Raw genomic sequence first — 14,668 nt, 5'->3', positions numbered from 1 at the left:
GAAAAAAACATGGCGTACAGGCTCGAAGGTCATTCTCTATACAAGGGCTCGCATCTTGCCAAGCGTCGTAAAACCGACAAGGAATGGGGCAGACTTGCCGCCGGCATTCGCAGATGCGTTGTCCGGCCGCGCTTTTTTGGAGTAGATCATGGTTTCGAGCCTCGACATCGGTTTTGCGAAAACGGCCCCGTCCAGGGACGGCCTGACGATCCTTCTTCAGGCCGCCGGCCAGCCTGCGGCGGCGCAGGCGGAGGTGGACCCGCAGGGGGTTCTGTCGCAGGCGGCGAAGGTTGCGAAATTTTCGGGCAAGGCGCTGAAGAGCCTCGACGTGCTGGCGCCCCATGGCGCAAGCGCCGACCGGATCATCGTGCTCGGCCTCGGTTCCGCCGACAAGCTGACCGCGCAGGACTGGCTGAAGGCCGGCGGCGCGGCGGTGGCGAAATTGCGCGGGGTTGAAAAGGCGACGATCCATCTCGACGCGCCGGGCGTCGATCCGTCCGCGGAAAACGCCGCCGATTTTGCGCTGGGCATGCGCCTCGGCGCCTATCGGTTCGACAGCTATAAGACGAAGAAGAAAAGCGATGAGGACGAGGAAAAGACCGGAAAATCCGTCAAGGTGACCCTCGTCACCGCCGAGGCTGCGGCTGCGAAAAAGGAAAAGGCGGTCACCGACGCCATCGCCGAGGGCGTGATTCTGGCCCGCAATCTCGTCAACGAGCCGGCCAACGTTCTCGGGCCGGTGGAATTCGCCGACCGCGCGAAGGCGCTGGAAAAGCTCGGCGTCGAGGTGGAGATCCTCGACGAGAAGGATATGCGAAAGCTCGGCATGGGCGCGCTTCTCGGGGTCGCCCAGGGATCGGTGCGGCCGCCGCGCCTTGCCGTGATGCAGTGGAAGGGCGGAAAGGCGAAGGAGCAGCCCATCGCCTTCGTCGGCAAGGGCGTCGTCTTCGATACGGGCGGCATTTCCATCAAGCCTGCGTCGGGCATGGAGGACATGAAGGGCGACATGGGCGGCGCGGCCGCCGTCATCGGCCTCATGCATGCGCTTGCCGCGCGCAAGGCCAAGGCGAATGTCGTCGGTATCCTGGGCCTGGTCGAGAACATGCCGGACGGCAATGCGCAGCGCCCGGGCGATATCGTGACGTCGATGTCGGGCCAGACCATCGAGGTGATCAACACCGACGCCGAGGGCCGCCTCGTGCTCTGCGACGCGCTCTGGTATTGCAACAAGACCTTCAAGCCGCAGTTCATGGTCAACCTTGCGACCCTGACCGGCGCGATCATGGTGGCGCTCGGCAGCCATCACGCCGGCCTGTTTTCCAACGACGACACGCTTGCCGCGCGCCTGACCGCGGCGGGCCTTGTGACCGGCGAACGGGTCTGGCGCATGCCGCTCGGCAGCCAGTACGACAAGATGATCGACAGCAAGTTCGCCGACATGAAGAATACCGGCGGGCGCTATGCGGGATCGATCACCGCCGCGCAGTTCCTGCAACGTTTCGTCGAGGATACGCCCTGGGCGCATCTGGATATCGCCGGAACGGCCATGGGCTCGCCCACCGACGAGATCAGCCGGACCTGGGCGTCGGGCTATGGCGTGCGACTGCTCGACGAACTGGTGCGCGCCAACTACGAGGGCTGAGGAAACGGTGAGCGAGGTCCTCTTCTATCACCTGACCGAATCGAAGCTGGAGGATGCGTTGCCGCCGCTCCTGGACAAGAGCCTGGAGCGCGGCTGGCGCGTCGTCGTGCAGACGGGCGATACGGCGCAGCGCGATGCGCTGGACACCCACCTGTGGACCTATCGGGACGACAGCTTCCTGCCGCACGGAACCGACGAGCAGGCATTTCCGGCCGAACAGCCGATTCTCCTGACGGCGACGCCGGACAACCTGAACGCTGCGACCGTGCGCTTTCTGGTCTATGGCGCCGAACCGCCGGCGCTGGACGCCTACGAGCGCGTGATCTTCATGTTCGATGGGTACGATCAGGCCGAGGTGGAGGCCGCGCGCGAACACTGGAAGCGCCTGAAGACCGGCGGCCACCAGCTCACCTACTGGCAGCAGGACAGCGACAGGCGGTGGACGAAGAAGGCTTGAGCGCCCGAGGGGCAGGGGAGCGGCGTTTCCGCCGCATCCTCAATCGTGGAATGCCGCGACCGGTTTCCGCCGGCCGAGCATGAAGGCGTCGGCGACATGGCGGAGCGGCGCGAGGTCGACGTCGGATATGCCGGCCGCCACGATCTCGGAGAATCGGCGGTAGAGCATCGGATATTCCTGTTCCGGCTCCGCGTGGATCGTCCGGCCGTCCACGGAAAGCTTCGCGCCGCCCTCCGACAGGACCATCTCTCCCGCATCCGTCCGGGCGACGATGTCCCAGCTTTGCCGGCCGGTCTGCCGCCAGTCGAATTCCGCCGAGAGATCGAGTTCGTCCGCATCGGAAAAGCGGATGGAGGCGGCGATGGGGGCATCGCGGTTTTCCGGGAATTCCAGCGTCGCGGCGGTGATGAAGACCGGACGCGGCAGGATATGGGTGACGATGGAAAGCGCGTTGATGCCGGGGTCGAAGACGCCGAGCCCGCCCGGCTGCCAGATCCAGTCCTGATTCGGGTGCCAGTGGCGCACGTCCTCCTTCCAGATCACCTGCATCGAGCGGATGGTCGTGCCGGCGAGAAAGGCCTTGGCGGCCTCGACGGCCGGCGCATAGCGGGAATGCCAGCTTGCGAAAAGCGACAGGCCCCGGCCGGCGGCCAGCGCCTCGAGGTCCGCGACCTCGGAAAGCGTCGCCCCGGGCGGCTTTTCGAGAAAGACGTGCTTGCCGGCCGAAAGCGCCTTTTGCGCCGCCGTGTAGCGATATTGCGGCGGCATGCAGAGCGCCACCGCGTCGATGGCCGGGACGGCCGCGAGCATGGCCTCGATCGACGGGAAATTGTCGATGCCGTCAACCGTGCCGTGACGGCTGGCGGCGGCGATCAGCCGGAAATCCGGGTTCTTCGCGATGGCGGGAAGATGCTGGTCGCGCACGATCTTGCCGACGCCGACGATTGCGAGATTGATCGGTGACATGGCTCCGCCCTTCATTAGTATGATAATTGCGGCCTGTTGTATCAGAACAGATGCGGCGGGCAAGGGCGTTGCGCGAGGGGGTGCGGAACGCGGTCAGGCGTCGAGGGTCATCGCCTCCTCGTATTCGGCCGAAAGCTCCAGCCATTGCTCTTCGGCATCGTTCAGCCGGTCGGCGGCGGCGGCGCGCAGCCGCGCCTTCTCGGCGGCCTTTTCCGGGTTCTTGCCGTAAAGCGCGGGATCTGCAAGTTCTCCGTCAAGAAGCTGAATCTGCTTGTGCAGTTTTGCCGTCAGGGACTCGATTTCATTGATCTTTTTCTTCAGCGGCGCGAGCTGGGCGCGCCGGTCGGCGTTTGCCTTGCGCTGCCCGGCCTTGCTGGCCTGTTCGCCGGCTGCCTGAGCGGTCTTCTCCTTCTCGCCCCTGCCGCGCGCCGATTGCACGATCAGGCCGCGATATTCCTCCATGTCGCCGTCGTAGCTCTTCACCGTGCCGTCGTTGACGAGCCAGAGCCGGTCGACGGTGGCCTCGATTAGGTGACGGTCGTGGGAGATCAGGATGACCGCGCCCTCGTAGTCGTTCAGCGCCTCGATCAGCGCCCGCCGGCTGTCGATGTCGAGATGGTTGGTCGGCTCGTCGAGGATCAGCAGGTTCGGCGCGTCGAAGGCGGCAAGGCCCATCAGCAGGCGCGCCTTCTCGCCTCCCGACAGGTCCCTGGCGGCGGTCGCCATCTTCTCGGTGGCAAGTCCCATCTGCGCCACCCTGGCGCGCACCCTGGCTTCCGGCGCGTCGGGCATCAGCCGGCGGACATGGTCGACCGCCGATTGCTCCGGCACGAGGTCGTCGAGCTGGTGCTGCGCGAAGAAGCCGACCTTCAGGCCGGGCGCGCGCCTGACGGTCCCGGCTTCCGCCTCCAGCCGTCCGGAGATGAACTTGGCGAAGGTCGACTTGCCGTTGCCGTTGGCCCCGAGCAGGGCGATGCGGTCGTCATTGTCGATGCGCAGGTCGATGTTCCGCAGGATCGGCGCGCCCGGTGCATAGCCGACGGCTCCGCGCTCGATCGCCACGATGGGGGAGGCGGGCTGCTTTTCCGGCTTCGGAAAGGTGATCGGCTGCACATGGGCCTCGACGACGGCGGCGACCGTGCCCATGCGCTCCAGCGCCTTGATGCGGCTTTGCGCCTGCCGGGCCTTCGTCGCCTTGGCGCGGAAGCGGTCGATGAAGCTCTGGAGATGCTTTCGGGCGGCTTCGTTCTTGACCTTGGCCTTGGTCTGCAATTCGTCGGCCTCCGCCTTCTGGCGCTCGAACTGGTCGTAGGAGCCGCGATAGAAGGTGAGCTTCTGCTGGTCGAGATGCACGATGGCGTTGACGGCGGTGTTGAGAAGGTCGCGGTCGTGGCTGATGATGATCACCGTATGCGGATAGTGCCGCACGTAATCCTCCAGCCACAAGGTGCCTTCGAGGTCGAGATAGTTGGTCGGCTCGTCGAGCAGCAGCAGGTCCGGCTCCGAGAACAGGACGGCGGCGAGCGCCACCCGCATCCGCCAGCCGCCGGAAAAGCTTTTCGCCGGGCGCTGTTGCGCCTGCTGGTCGAAGCCGAGGCCGGCGAGAATGCCGGCGGCCCGAGCTTCGGCCGAATGCGCGCCGATATCGGCAAGCCGCGTCTGGATCTCGGCGATGCGATGCGGGTCGGTCGCCGTCTCGGCCTCCGCCATCAGGGCCGCGCGCTCCTTGTCGGCGGCCAGCACGATTTCGATCAGCTTTTCGTCGGTGCCCGGCGCCTCCTGCGCCACCTGGCCGATGCGGGCGTTTCTCGGCAGCGTCACCGCGCCCGCCTCCGGCGCAAGCTCGCCGGTGATGATCCGGAACAGCGTCGACTTGCCGGTGCCGTTGCGCCCGACGAGACCCGCCTTGGTGCCGCTCGGCAGCGACAGCGAAGCATTGTCGATGAGAAGACGCCCGGCGATGCGGGCGGTAAGGCCGGAAATCGTGATCATTCCGGGTCTATAGGGCGGTGCGGGCCGCCAACGCAAGGCCCCCACAGGCCTCCATGCATCATCCGGCCCGTCCGGAACGATAGGCGGACGCACGCCGCGCGGCGACCTCGGCGGAATAGAAGCGCATCGCCGCTCCGCTTTCGCGCGCCGCGTCGAGGGCCTGGACGGCCTGATCGTGCAGGGCGCAAGCCGTATCGGCGGCGTCGCTCATGGTGATGCCGGCCGTCAGTGTCAGGAAACCCGCCGGCAATGCGCGATCCTGGAAGGGGAAGGCGGTTTCGGCGACCTTCGCGGCGATCCGGTCCGCAATCGTCGCGGCGATTGCGCGGTCGACGTCCGCCAGCAGCAGGCAGAAGAGGTCCGCGCCGGTGCGGGCGACAAAGTCGTTCTTCTTCACCGACTGGCGGAAGAGGGCGGCCAGCCGCTCCAGCGTGGCGCCCGCCGCGCCGGGCGCATGGGTTCCGGCAAAGTCGTTCAGCCGCTCGACGCGAAAGAGCACGAGCGCCGCCGGATTCGCCGTTTCGTCGCGCAAAAGCGCGTCGATCCGGCCGAGCAGGGCGGCATGATTGCCGAGCCCGGTCGCCGGATCGTGCATCAGCGCGTCGCGGCTTGCCGCAAGGCCGCCGCGCAGGACATCGAGACGCGCCTGAAGATCGCCGATGCGCGCGGTGGCCGCCCGATCGGCGCTGAGCAGGTCGCGGGCGAGCGACAGGAGCCGTCCGGCATCCTGCGCGAAATCGGAAAGACCGAGCACGGGATCCTTGCCCATGCGCGCGGCGACCTCTTCCAGTTCCAGCAGCATCGCGCCCCGGTCCCGATGGCTGGCTGCGCCCACCTGCGCGGCCGTCGCCAGCAATTGTGCCGCCTCCGCCGCCGCCTGTCCGGCGGCAAGCGCGTTGTGGCCCGGCAGACCGTGACGCAGCGCGATGGCGTCGAGCGCGGACTGGGCGGGCGTCCTGCCGAGCGCGCCGATCTCCCGGGCGATGACGCTGTTGCCGGTCAGGGCCTCGAACAGCAGTTCGTAGTTGCGCGGCAGCCCGGCGATGCCGCGATCGGCCATCAACTGACCGATACGCGCCATGACGGACGGCTGCGCGAGGGCGGGATCGTGGGAAGGCAAAGCGGCTTTGCTGGTCATGATGCGCCGTGAAGCAGGCGGCCGCGCACGGCCGACGCCCTGGTTGGAGTGAATGCTGCAACTATCGGCTCCGGCCGTTAATTTTGCGTTCTTGCGGAAAAACCGCCGCAAGGCCCGGAAGTCCGCGTCCCGGAAAGGCCACGGGAGAATGGAAACGGGAGGGCGTGGGGCGCGCCTTTCGTGGCGGTCCCCCTTGTTTTGCAGGACATTGGAAGGTAAGGAACCGCCACTTTCACCGGAAACCAAGGGAAACGGGAAACATGGCGATTGAACGCACATTTTCGATGATCAAGCCGGACGCCACGAAGCGCAATCTCACCGGCGCCATCACCAAGATGCTTGAGGATGCGGGCCTGCGCGTTGTCGCATCCAGGCGCGTCTGGATGAGCCGCCGCGAGGCCGAAGGCTTCTACGCCGTTCACAAGGACCGCCCGTTCTTCGGCGAACTCGTCGAGTTCATGTCCTCCGGCCCGACGGTCGTGCAGGTGCTGGAAGGCGAGAACGCGATCGCCAGGAACCGCGAAGTCATGGGCGCCACCAATCCGGCCAACGCCGACGAGGGCACCATCCGCAAGGTTCACGCCCTGTCGATCGGCGAAAACTCCGTTCACGGCTCCGACGCTCCGGAAACCGCCGCGGAAGAAATCGCCTACTGGTTCTCCGGCACCGAGGTCGTCGGCTGAATCAATTTCTCCGGCGGTTGCCGGAAGCCATTGCGACAGATAGTAAAACCGGGGTTTGCGCCCCGGTTTTTTTTGTCTCCCGGTCAGCCGCCGGACGGCTGGCGGGACCATGCCGCGCGTGCGCGCGCGTCGCTTTCCCGGGCGTCCACCCAGTCGCCTGCGCGCCCGTCCGCCCGATGTTCCTTCTTCCAGAAGGGGGCGGACGTCTTGAGGAAGTCCATGACGAAGGACGCACCGTCGAAGGCGGCGTGGCGATGGGGAGCCGCCGCGATGACGAGCACGATATTGGCGCCCGGCGCGATGCGTCCGATCCGGTGGACCGCCGTTATGCCGGAAAGCCCGAAGCGTTCGATCGCCGTCCGGCAGATGCGGGTGATCTCCGCCTCCGCCATGCCGGGATAGTGCTCCAGTTCGAGGGCGGCGAGCGTTCCGCCTTCGTCGCGGCACAGGCCCGTGAAGGTGACGAGCGCACCGATATCGGCGCGGCCGGCCGTGAGGGCGGCGCATTCCGCCGCCGCATCGAAATCCTGCGTCTGAATGCGGACAGTCAGCGCAACGGCGGCCCCGGCCGGCATCTCAGCCGCCCGTCATCGGCGGGAAGAGGGCGATCTCGCGCGCACTGCCAAGCGGCTCGTCGTGTTCGACATGCTCCTGGTCGACGGCGATGCGGATCGCCGTCTCATGTTCCAGCGCATAGGCATATTCGTCGCCGAGCGACTTCAGATGCGAAAGCAGGTCGCTCCCGGTGCGCACGCCGGCCGGCAGTTCGATCTGCTCCTCGTTCTTGCCGATACGCTCGCGAACCCAGGCGAAATAGACGATCCGGGTCATGTCACTCCCCCACGATGTGTTTCAGGCCGCTGCGGAAATAGTCGTAGCCGGTATACATGGTGATGATCGCCGCGATCCACAAAAGGCCGATGCCGATTTCCGTCGTATAGGGAAGGATCTTGTCGCCGGCCGGCCCCGCCAGCAGGAAGCCGATGGCCAGCATCTGGATCGTCGTCTTCCATTTGGCGATGCGGGTCACCGGAACGCTGACCTTCAGGTCGGCGAGATATTCGCGCAGGCCCGAAACGAGGATTTCCCGGCACAGGATGATGATGGCGGCCCAGATCGACCAGCCGCCGATGGTGCCGTCGGCCGCCATCAGCAGCAGCACCGAGGCGACGAGAAGCTTGTCGGCGATCGGATCGAGCATCCGGCCGATATTGGAGGTCTGGTTCCAGATGCGGGCGAGATAGCCATCCAGATAGTCGGTGATGGAGGCGGCGACGAAGATCCAGAAGGCCGCCCAGCGCGCGAAGTCCGAGGGCTCCAGCCGTCCTTCCACGAAGAAGCAGAGCACGATCAGCGGAACGGCGAGAATCCGGCCGTAGGTGAGGAGGTTGGGGATGCTGTATGTGCGGGAGGCCATGGTATCTTCAGTCTCGATTGTTTGGGGTAGATGAGGTCTTTGCTGACGCGCCGTCAACCTTTGTTTCCGGCAATTTCGGTTGAATTTACGGTATGCCGCCGAATGCCGCCGCCGGGAGGCTGCTTCTTGCGGTGAACATCGAAAACCTCGCGCATCGACGGAAGGACAATGCGGGCATGCTAGCCCATAACCGCCGGGATCGGAACCGCCGCGAGGACCGGCCGGGCCGTCGCGGCCGGATCGGCGCGGGAGCGACGCTCTACGAGCCGGCATCCTCGTGGAAATGGTTGTAGACCAGACGGGCGACGCTTTCCGAAATGCCGTCGACGGCGGTGAGGTCCGCCATGGCGGCGCGCGAGACCGCCTTGGCGGTGCCGAAATGCTGGAGCAGGGCGCGTTTCCTCGCCGGGCCGACACCGGCGATCTCGTCGAGAGGGTTGCGGACCATTTCCTTCTTGCGGCGTGCACGGTGCGAGCCGATGGCGAAGCGATGGGCCTCGTCGCGCAGGCGCTGTACGAAATAGAGCACGGGGTCGCGCGGCGGCAGCGAGAAGTCCGCCAGCCCCCGCATGAAGAAGCGTTCGCGCCCGGCCTCGCGGTCGGCCCCCTTGGCGACGCCGATGGCGATGACCTGGTCGGTGATGCCGAGGTCCTCGAGGATGGCGCGCACCGCCGTCATCTGCCCCTGTCCGCCGTCGATCAGGATCACGTCCGGCCAGGCGGGGAAGGGCAGGTCGTCCGCCTCCGCGCCTGCCTCCGCGCTCCTGTCCGGCAGGCCTTCCTCCCTGATCAGGCGCGTGAAGCGCCGGGTCATCACTTCCTTCATCATGCCGAAGTCGTCGCCGGGCGTGATGTCGGTCGATTTGATGTTGAACTTGCGGTACTGGCCCTTCACGAAGCCGTCCGGCCCCGCCACCACCATGCCGCCGACGGCATTGGTGCCCATGATGTGGGAGTTGTCGTAGATCTCGATGCGGCGCGGCACGTAAGGCAGCTTGAACGTCGCGGCGAAACCCTCCAGCAGACGCGATTGCGACGCCGTTTCCGCCAGCTTGCGTCCGTGCGCCTCGCGGGCGTTCGCCACCACATGGTCGACGAGGTCCTTCTTCTCGCCGCGCTGCGGCACGGCGATGGTGACCTTGTACCCCGATCGCTCGGTAAGCGCCCGTGACAGCAGATCGATCTCCTCCACCGTTTCGGAGAGCAGGATCTGCCGGGGACAGGGCTTGTCGTCGTAGAACTGGGTGAGGAAGGCGTTCAGCACCTCCGCTCCGGAAAGCTGGGGATCGGCCTTCGGGAAATAGGCCCGGTTGCCCCAGTTCTGCCCGGTGCGGAAGAAGAACACCTGGATGCAGGAGATGCCGCCCTCGTGGTGGATGGCGAAGGCGTCGGCCTCTTCCACGCCCGCCGGATTGATGCCCTGATGGCTCTGGACATGCGACAGGGCGGCCAGCCGGTCGCGATAGACCGCGGCCCGCTCGAAATCGAGGTCTTCGGCCGCCGCATTCATCGCCTCGGCGATGCGGGCCTTCACGTTCCGGCTCCGGCCGGAGAGGAAGTCCCTGGCCTCCTGCACCAGCACGGCATAGTCGGCGTCGCTGATCTCATGGGTGCAAGGGGCCGAGCAGCGCTTGATCTGGTAGAGCAGGCAGGGCCGCGTGCGCGTCTCGAACACGCTGTCGGTGCAGGTGCGCAGCAGGAAGGCGCGTTGCAGCGAGTTGATGGTGCGTCCCACCGCGCCGGCCGAGGCGAAAGGGCCGAAATAGTCACCCTTGCGGCTTCGCGCGCCGCGATGCTTGAAGATCGCCGGCGCCCGGCTGTCGCCGGTGAGAAGGATATAGGGAAAGGACTTGTCGTCGCGCAGAAGCACGTTGAAGCGCGGGCGCAGCCGCTTGATGAGGTTCGCCTCCAGCAGCAGCGCCTCGGTCTCCGTGCGCGTGGTGACGAACTCCATGTTCGCCGTCTCGCGGATCATCCGCGTGATGCGGTTGGAATGGCCGCGCCCCTGTGCGTAGTTCGTCACGCGTTTCTTCAGGCTGCGGGCCTTGCCGACATAGAGCACGTCGCCCTCGGCGTTGAACATGCGGTAGACGCCGGGGCTGTTCGGCAGGCGCTTGACGAAGCCCTGGATCAGTTCCGCGCCGGTGAGCCCTTCCGGCGGCGCGCCGCCCTCGTTCCAGTCGATCCCGGGCGTGGCGGAGGTTGCGCTCTCCACCGCGCTTTCAGGGGCGAATTCGTCTTCCTCGTCCGTCTCGTTCTCGTCGTAGAGGATGCCGCCGTCCTTGACCTTCTGTCCGTTCATTCCGCGATCCCCGCCACATCCGGCGTTTCCCAGGCAAGATGCTGTCCGCCGTCGAGCGCGATCATCTGTCCGGTGATCGAGGGACTGTCGAACAGGAAGCGCACCGTCCGGCCGAATTCGGCAAGCTCCGGCCCGCGCCTGAGGATAAGCCCGCCGACCTGCGCCTGGAAGGCCGCATCGTCCTGCCGCTCGTTGGGAAGCGACGGGCCGGGGCCGACGGCGTTGACGCGCACCCGCGGCGCGAAGCTCTGCGCCATGGTGCGCGTGGCCATCCATAGGGCCGATTTCGACAGTGTATAGGAATAGTAGCGCGGTGTCGGGTTCCAGACCCGCTGGTCGATGATATTGACGATCGACCCGCCGTGCTCTCCCGGCAACTGGCGCAGGAAGTCCCGCGCCAGGATGGAGGGAGCCTTGACGTGGATGGCGAAATGCCGGTCCCACAGCGCATCGGAGAAATCCGCGGCGGTATCGGGCTTGAAGAGCGAGGCGTTGTTGACGAGGAGATCGATGGGACCGAGCGCCGCGTTCACCTCGCCCATCAGCCGTGCCGTTGCCGCGCCGTCGGAAAGATCGCATTGCACCGCGACCGCCTCGACGCCGTCGGCGGCAAGGGCGGCGGCCATCTCCTCGGCCTCCGCGAGCGACCGGTTGGCGTGGATCGCCACGGCGAAGCCGTTTTGCGCGAGATCCATCGCGATGGCCCGTCCGATGCGTTTCGCGCCGCCCGTCACAAGGGCTTTTTTCAGGGGCGTCTTCAAGAAATGTCCATCCTGCCGAATCTGTCGTTCAACCAACCTGAATATAGTCTGGAACGCGGCGGCTTGAACTCCCCATGGCGGTGGATTGCCAAAAAGTTAACAGGGAAAGGATATTTGAAGTATTTTTGAGTATTACTTTCATTGAATTGGCCGTTATTGAATTTATGGTTAACGAATTGCCTGTTGCTCAAAAGACGCATCCAATTTGTGACACGTCGCCGCCACGAATATTTCACAATTTGGCTCTTCCATCTCCTCAATCTTTATTCAAGTTCGCCTCAATCGGATGGGGCACGAAACTCATAACGCTGTTCCGGCCAGCCTCCCAGCGCCGGCATCGTTTAGCACCAAGGAGAACAACATGCGCAACGTCATCATCACCGCTCTGGCCGCTTCGGCCGTTACCCTCTTCGCCTTCCAGGGCGCGCAGGCCGCCGACGCGGTCATGGACATCCCGGAAGCGCCGGCTGCGGACTATTCCGCGCCGGTCGTGAAGGACTGGTCGGGCGCCTATCTCGGCGGCACCGCTTCCTGGCAGAAGGGCAAGTTCAATCGCCAGGGCAACAAGCACGCCAACGGCTTCGGCGGCGGCGTCTACGGCGGCTACAACATTCAGGATGGCCAGATGGTCTATGGCGGTGAAGCCGACGTGAACTACTCGGGCGTCGACGCCACGGCCAACGGCTTCAAGGCGCAGCAGGGCGTCAACGGCTCGATCCGTGGCCGCGTCGGTGTCGACCTGAACCCGGTTCTTCTCTACGGCACGGCCGGCATCGCCGCCTCGGGCGTCGAGGTCAAGAGCCCCGTGGGCAAGGACGACGCGACGCTTCTCGGCTGGACGGCCGGTGTCGGCGCCGAGACCTTCGTCACGGACAATGTCACCGCCCGCCTCGAATATCGCTACAGCGACTACGGCACGAAGAACTTCCGCGGCGCCGGCGTCACCAGCGGCTTCGAGGACCACAGCGTCCGTCTCGGCCTCGGCGTCAAGTTCTGAGCCGATCGCCTGCAAGCTTTAGGAAGGGCCGGGGAAACCCGGCCCTTTCGCGTTTCCGTGTCAGTCCCTGAACAGCGCATAGTCCGGGAATATCGTTTCGAAACGGCCGGGGAAGCGTTTCAGCTTCGGGCGGCCGCGTTGCCACTGGCCGGGAAAGCGCAGCTCGATATAGCGCAGCATCGCCGCCAGCGCGAAATGACCGGCATGGGGCTTCCTGCCGAGGCGGGGCATATTGGCCTCCAGATGGTCGAGCGCGCGCTCCACCTTCGCCCACTGGCGGTCGATCCACGGCTGATGCACTTTTTCTTCCGGCCGCAGGCGGCGCTCGTAGACGATGGAGAGCAGGCAGTCGCAGACCCCGTCGGCCGTCGCCTCCAGGATGTCGACTTCCGTGCGCTTCGCCGCATTGCGCGGATAGAGCGCGCCCCGCGTCTGGCGGTCCATGTAATGCATGATGGCGCGGCTGTCGTAGACGGCGAGCCCGTCGTCGGTCACGAGCGTCGGGATCTTGCCGAGCGGATTGGCGGCCAGAAGCCCGGCGGGATCGCTGGCCGTGTCGGTCGGTATGCTCTCGGCCGCAAGGCCCGCATAATGGGCCGCCATGCGGACCTTTACGGAATAGGGGGAGGCGTCGGCGTAGAAGATCTTCATGTCGGATAGCTCCTGTTCCTTGATGGTGTCTGGCGTTGAGGGGCCGGCCTTGTCCTGCCGGAACGTCACTGGACGGGTGGCTGCCCGATCTCCTTTGCGCGGCAGGCGGCGCGGTCGACTTCGGCGCAGGGCCGGAAGGACAGGCCGGCGGTGAGGCAGATGCGGACTTCCGCCAGCCGGCCGGCCTCGCAGGTGACGGCGATGCCCTGCCGGGACAGCCCGGGGTTGGCGGCGATGAAGGCCTGCTCCACCGCCTCCGCGCTGATCCGGCGCGGATTGCGCGGCTGCGCCAGCCCGGCGGGAATGGAAATCCCTTCATAGGCCCGGCGCACGGTCTGGAAATAATCCTTCTGGCCAAGACCCGAACAGCTTCCATGCTTGCGCCATTGATGGCCGATGAGCCCCATCGACGGGATGATGTCGAGATAGGCGCGGCCGAGGTCGGCGGGAACGCGCTCCGGCTGGCGGGAGGGGCAGAATTCCGGATAGCCGCGCTCGTACTGCGGCCAGAGCCCGTGCACGATGAAACCGTGGCCGGCGCCGCGCCGGCATTGGGCGCCGTCGCCGCCGGGATCGTTTTCCGCGCACCAGCTGGGCGACCACGACAGCGACAACACGTAGAAATCGAAGCCGCTGCCGGCCGGAACGGGGGCGGCGTTTTCCGACGAGATGCTGCCTGTCGTGCTGCGGCTGCCCGTGGGCGTCTTCTCCTCGCAGCCGGCTGCCGCCAGCAGCGCGAGGGCCGAAAAGCCGGCAATGGCCAGCTTGCGGATTGCCGGAAGAGGGGAATGTCGCGTCATGGTCTTCTCCGGTGGCCCTTCGTTGCCCGGACGGGGCTGCGAAGGATCAGGCGGCCTTGTCTTCGGTGGCGATCCAGAAGGCGCGCGCCGAGGCGAAGCGATCCTGCGCCAGCCGTCCCTTGAGGAAGGGAAGCAGCGTGTCGAGGTCCGCCTTCAGCGTATAGGGCGGATTGACCACGATCAGGCCCGAGCCGGCAAGTCCCGTCGTGTGGCGATCGCTTCGCACGGAAAGCTCCGCGCAGAGGATCTTGGGGATGCCCGTCTGCTTCAGCGCCTTGTGGAAAGCAGAGACGGGCGCGCCTTTCTTCAGCGGATACCACAGGCAGTAGACGCCGCCGGAAAAGCGGCGCCAGGCCTTTTCCAGCCCCTCGGCCAGCCGCTCGAATTCACCCTCGATCTCGAAGGGCGGATCGACGAGAACGATGCCGCGCTTCTCCTTGGGCGGCAGATGCGCGCCGAGCGCCAGCCAGCCGTCGAGTTGGGTCACCCGGCTCTGGAAGTCGCCGTCGAACAGCCGCCGCAGCGTCTCGTGGTCATCCGGGTGCAGTTCCATCGCCGACAGCCGGTCCTGCGGGCGAAAGAGCAGGCGCGCCAGTTTTGGCGAGCCCGGATAATAGGTTAGGCCGCCTTGCGGATTCAGTGTGCGAACCGCTTCGAGATAAGGTGCAAGCAGGGCGGCGGCATCGGCCGGCATGTCGCCGTCAAGAAGACGGCCGATCCCCTCGCGCCATTCGCCGGTCTTCTGCGCCTCTTCGCTGGAAAGGTCGTAGAGGCCGGTGCCGGCATGGGTGTCGAGGACGCGGAACGCCTTGTCCTTGCCCTGCATATAGGTGATCAGGCGGGCGAAGACGGCGTGCTTGAG

General features: G+C 65.9%; 14 protein-coding genes and 1 pseudogene. 4 read left to right on the top strand and 11 right to left on the bottom strand.

The window, feature by feature from the left end; genetic code table 11:
* Positions 1-148 precede the first annotated feature (148 nt).
* Positions 149-1,642 carry a leucyl aminopeptidase gene (locus KYK29_RS12235; RefSeq protein ID WP_254691170.1) on the top strand — a complete coding sequence of 498 codons (1,494 nt, stop codon included), beginning with the start codon at positions 149-151 and terminating at the stop codon, positions 1,640-1,642.
* Positions 1,643-1,649: 7 nt separating this feature from the next.
* Complete coding sequence (locus KYK29_RS12230) at positions 1,650-2,099, top strand: DNA polymerase III subunit chi (RefSeq protein ID WP_254691169.1); 450 nt, start codon at positions 1,650-1,652, stop codon at positions 2,097-2,099.
* 39 nt (positions 2,100-2,138) lie between these two features.
* Here the strand turns inward: KYK29_RS12230 and KYK29_RS12225 are convergent, their stop codons facing one another.
* The 3 genes from KYK29_RS12225 to KYK29_RS12215 all read right to left on the bottom strand — a co-directional run bounded on the left by KYK29_RS12225 (position 2,139) and on the right by KYK29_RS12215 (position 6,195).
* A complete protein-coding gene (locus KYK29_RS12225; RefSeq protein ID WP_254691168.1) occupies positions 2,139-3,065 on the bottom strand; it encodes a Gfo/Idh/MocA family protein in 927 nt (308 codons plus the stop codon).
* A 93-nt stretch (positions 3,066-3,158) separates the two neighbouring features.
* Positions 3,159-5,057, bottom strand: a complete 1,899-nt coding sequence (locus KYK29_RS12220) for an ABC-F family ATP-binding cassette domain-containing protein (RefSeq protein WP_254691167.1) — start codon at positions 5,055-5,057, stop codon at positions 3,159-3,161.
* 58 nt (positions 5,058-5,115) lie between these two features.
* Positions 5,116-6,195, bottom strand: coding sequence for a GGDEF domain-containing protein (locus tag KYK29_RS12215; protein WP_254691166.1), 1,080 nt, complete (start codon positions 6,193-6,195; stop codon positions 5,116-5,118).
* Positions 6,196-6,455: 260 nt separating this feature from the next.
* Between KYK29_RS12215 and ndk the strand changes: the two genes are divergently transcribed.
* Positions 6,456-6,878 carry a nucleoside-diphosphate kinase gene (ndk, locus tag KYK29_RS12210; protein ID WP_254691165.1) on the top strand — a complete coding sequence of 141 codons (423 nt, stop codon included), beginning with the start codon at positions 6,456-6,458 and terminating at the stop codon, positions 6,876-6,878.
* An 83-nt stretch (positions 6,879-6,961) separates the two neighbouring features.
* On the opposite strand, the gene KYK29_RS12205 is transcribed toward ndk, so the two are convergent.
* The 5 genes from KYK29_RS12205 to KYK29_RS12185 all read right to left on the bottom strand — a co-directional run bounded on the left by KYK29_RS12205 (position 6,962) and on the right by KYK29_RS12185 (position 11,358).
* Positions 6,962-7,453: a molybdenum cofactor biosynthesis protein MoaE gene (locus tag KYK29_RS12205; protein WP_254691164.1), complete on the bottom strand. Its 492-nt coding sequence runs from the start codon at positions 7,451-7,453 to the stop codon at positions 6,962-6,964.
* A gap of 1 nt (position 7,454) precedes the next feature.
* The gene (gene moaD, locus KYK29_RS12200; RefSeq protein ID WP_254691163.1) at positions 7,455-7,709 is read right to left on the bottom strand and encodes a molybdopterin converting factor subunit 1; all 255 of its coding nucleotides are present in this window, start codon (positions 7,707-7,709) and stop codon (positions 7,455-7,457) included.
* Position 7,710: 1 nt separating this feature from the next.
* Positions 7,711-8,295 (bottom strand): CDP-diacylglycerol--glycerol-3-phosphate 3-phosphatidyltransferase, encoded by a 585-nt coding sequence (pgsA, locus tag KYK29_RS12195; protein WP_254691162.1) that lies wholly within the window; start codon positions 8,293-8,295, stop codon positions 7,711-7,713.
* Between the two features lie 259 nt (positions 8,296-8,554).
* A complete protein-coding gene (uvrC, locus tag KYK29_RS12190; protein ID WP_254691161.1) occupies positions 8,555-10,597 on the bottom strand; it encodes an excinuclease ABC subunit UvrC in 2,043 nt (680 codons plus the stop codon).
* Complete coding sequence (locus tag KYK29_RS12185) at positions 10,594-11,358, bottom strand: SDR family oxidoreductase (protein ID WP_254691160.1); 765 nt, start codon at positions 11,356-11,358, stop codon at positions 10,594-10,596. Before KYK29_RS12185 ends, uvrC begins: the two co-directional genes overlap by 4 nt.
* 361 nt (positions 11,359-11,719) lie before the next feature.
* On the opposite strand from KYK29_RS12185, the gene KYK29_RS12180 reads away from it, so the two are divergent.
* Entirely contained in the window at positions 11,720-12,355 is a 636-nt protein-coding gene (locus KYK29_RS12180) for an outer membrane protein (protein WP_254691159.1), read from the top strand.
* 60 nt (positions 12,356-12,415) lie between these two features.
* On the opposite strand, the gene KYK29_RS12175 is transcribed toward KYK29_RS12180, so the two are convergent.
* The 3 genes and pseudogenes from KYK29_RS12175 to KYK29_RS12165 all read right to left on the bottom strand — a co-directional run.
* Positions 12,416-13,006, bottom strand: coding sequence for a glutathione S-transferase family protein (locus tag KYK29_RS12175; protein WP_254691158.1), 591 nt, complete (start codon positions 13,004-13,006; stop codon positions 12,416-12,418).
* Between the two features lie 65 nt (positions 13,007-13,071).
* Positions 13,072-13,806, bottom strand: coding sequence for a ribonuclease T2 family protein (locus KYK29_RS12170; protein WP_254691157.1), 735 nt, complete (start codon positions 13,804-13,806; stop codon positions 13,072-13,074).
* Between the two features lie 76 nt (positions 13,807-13,882).
* A pseudogene (locus KYK29_RS12165) lies at positions 13,883-14,632 on the bottom strand (23S rRNA (adenine(2030)-N(6))-methyltransferase RlmJ); the annotation flags it as partial.
* Positions 14,633-14,668 lie beyond the last annotated feature (36 nt).

The organism is Shinella daejeonensis (genome assembly GCF_024281235.1).
Classification (GTDB): domain Bacteria; phylum Pseudomonadota; class Alphaproteobacteria; order Rhizobiales; family Rhizobiaceae; genus Shinella; species Shinella daejeonensis.
This window is presented reverse-complemented; position numbering and strand designations above follow the sequence as displayed.